We start from the raw sequence: 2,780 nt of genomic DNA, 5'->3' as shown, positions 1-2,780 counted from the left end.
ATGGTCTACATACTCAACCTCCTTCTTCGCGCCGTCATGGCGCACACACCACGGTTCAGCCCAAGAACGTGACGTTCCCCACCGATGCAAAGCTTCTGAACCGGGCGCGCGAGAAGCTGGTGCGGCTGGCGAAGCTTCACGCGGTGCCGTTGCGCCAATCCTATGCGCGGGTGGGCAAGTTCGCCCTGATCCAGCACCAGCGCTATGCCCACGCCAAGCAGTTCAAGCGCGCCAACCGGGCGCTCAAGAAGCTGCGCACCTATCTCGGCCGCGTCATCCGCGATGTCGGCCGCAAGATCGAAGGTAACGGCGGGCTCGAAGCGGCGTTCACAAGGCTGCTGGCGCTGGCGCGGCGCGTGCGCGAGCAGAGGCAGCATCAGCGCGGGCCGAAGGTCTATTCCCTGCACGCGCCGGAGGTCGAATGCATCGGCAAGGGCAAGGCCCATCGGCCTTACGAGTTCGGCGTCAAAGTCTCCGTCGCCACCACGCTCGGCCATGCCAGGGGCGGCCAGTTCGTCACCCATGTGAAGGCGTTGCCCGGCAATCCCTATGACGGTCACACGCTGGCCACCGTGATCCCGGACATGGAGGCGCTGATCGGCAACATCATCGCGCGCCTCCTCGGAGACAAGGGATACCGCGGCCACAACGCGCCGCCCGATTACAGGTTCAGGGTCTTCATCTCCGGCCAGAAGCGAGGGGTGACGCCCAGGATCAAGCGCGAACTGCGCCGCAGGGCCGCCGTCGAGCCCGTCATCGGCCATCTCAAGGCCGAGCACCGCATGGGCCGCAACTATCTCTGGTTCCGCCACGGCGACGCCGCCAACGCCGTCCTCGCCGCCGCCGGCTACAACTTCCGCCGCCTCATCCGATGGCTCATGAATCTCTTGCGCGAAATCCCGAGTGCTCTCTTCCCACCGCCTTTGTTCAATCCGCTCTGAATCGACGTTCTTCACGGACGACTATCAAGCACCCGGTCATAGCGCCAACATCGTTGGCTCGCTGCCCGAACCGCATCGATCGACTCCGAGAGTCGCGGCCGATACACCGTACGAGTTCGGGGCGGAAACAGCGGTTCCAAAGGGTTCCAGATAGCGGTCGGACACTCTCTTGAGCGAAGCGATCCGCCCTCCATCACTGTTGGTATGTTCGCGACACACGATGTTGTCCGAACTTGTCGAACATGATCATGGCCAACCGGCTCGGGCCGGCCCAACCGCGGGCGGCATGGAACGGCGCCGGTCCGCGCCGTCTCGGTCACCTCGCAACGGGCGCGGCACCACTTCCAGTGTCCTCGTCACGCCTTCGCCGAGCTTACGCAGACGGTTGCCACCGCAGCAATCGCCCTCGGCGGATCGATTACCACCCGCTCGCGTGGAAGATGCTCGGCGAAGGTTGGCGCTCGGCGCGTTTGCGCGTAAATCCGCGCCAATCGTCGTCTTGGCCACAATCCGTTCCGCTGCTAGTTCGTCTTCTGTCGCGTCGGCTCCCAGCTCTTCGAACGTCAGCGGTTGGATGTAGTTCCCTCACAACTCAGCGCTGCGTTTGATCTCATCAACGATAAAAAGCGGCCTGTTCTTCGTTCCAAAATAGATGCGACCAATATATTCGCTGATAATGCTCAGCGAGGCAAGTTCGAGGAACGACACGACCAAAAACGAAATCATCAAGCTGCTCCACCCGGGAACCACTTCAAGATAAAGCCAACAGTACAGTGAGTAGACGGAGACCGCGACGATCGCCACTACCAGCAAGGCTGCGCTCGCCGGTGATAGGCGCAATAAGATCGGCGAAAAGGCGAGGAAGGCATCGATCGCAAGACGAATTAGCTTTGACACTGGATATTTCGTTTGGCCGGAAATTCTCTGATCCCTGTCATACAAAAAAGCTACCTGCTTGAAGCCCACGGAGGCCACCATTCCTCGTATGAACCTATCCCGCTCGGGCATCTGCGCTATAAGTTTAACGACTCGGCTCGTCATCAACTTGAAATCGGCCGAGTCGGCAGGAATCGAAAGGCTGCTCGCATGTTTGAGCAAGAGATAAAAGATGTTTGCTGACTTCGTTTTAAACCAGCTCTCGCCAGCGCGTGTCCTCCTCTGGCCGTATACGACGTCTGCGCCTTCGCGCTTCATGACCTCTACCATGGGCGAAAGCAATTCCGGAGCGTCCTGCAAATCCGCGTCGATAACCAGAACCAACTCGCCGGTGGCAGCTGATAGGCCTGCGGTTAGCGCAACTTCTTTTCCGAAATTCCGCGACAGTCTGATGCCGACGATATTCCGCCGGCGCTCGACCTCTAATGAGATTGCCTGCCATGTTCCATCAGCAGAACCGTCATCCACAAGCACAATTTCATGGTCATCGCCGGCTACATCGGATGCGCTCTTCTGACACCTTCTAATGAGCTCGGGGATGCCGTCCTTTTCATCATAGCACGGTACCACAATAGAGACAGACTTTGGTCGGCTTTGCCTTAGCCGGCTCCCGTTGTTGATGACATTTCCACCCAAAGCTATCTCCCGTCAATGCGCCGTATATATAGAAGCGAATCGAGTATTTGTCGCAGCTGTACACCATTCAAGACTGTTTGGCCGCATATCGTCTTCATTATTCGTCATTCTCCTTTCGATGCAGTGCTTCCTATGCGACCAACTAGACGACCGATTCCATGAAACCTCGCTGATGGAGCAGGCTGAATTGGTGGAACGGATGGGCTGTTGGCGGATTCCTCGTTTGCGGTCGGCGAAACGAGGAGCTGTATCATGGCAGGATGGCGG

At 58.7% G+C, this 2,780-nt stretch carries 2 protein-coding genes and 1 pseudogene; 1 reads left to right on the top strand and 2 read right to left on the bottom strand.

Translation table 11 applies throughout. The features are described 5' to 3' along the window. Positions 1–941, top strand: a 941-nt coding sequence (locus tag CQ13_RS10075; protein WP_057842758.1) for an IS5 family transposase, incomplete at its 5' end; no start/stop codon positions are given. A 217-nt stretch (positions 942–1,158) separates the two neighbouring features. Here CQ13_RS10075 and CQ13_RS44335 read toward each other — a convergent pair. Continuing rightward, positions 1,159–1,496: pseudogene (locus CQ13_RS44335) on the bottom strand (IS66 family transposase); the annotation flags it as partial. A 30-nt stretch (positions 1,497–1,526) separates the two neighbouring features. After that, a complete protein-coding gene (locus CQ13_RS10070) occupies positions 1,527–2,513 on the bottom strand; it encodes a glycosyltransferase family 2 protein (RefSeq protein ID WP_057842757.1) in 987 nt (328 codons plus the stop codon). Positions 2,514–2,780: the final 267 nt, after the last annotated feature.

The sequence above is a fragment of the Bradyrhizobium retamae genome (assembly GCF_001440415.1).
Classification (GTDB): Bacteria; Pseudomonadota; Alphaproteobacteria; order Rhizobiales; family Xanthobacteraceae; genus Bradyrhizobium; species Bradyrhizobium retamae.
Note: the sequence above shows the minus strand (reverse complement) of the source record. Positions and strands in the feature narration are given on the sequence as shown.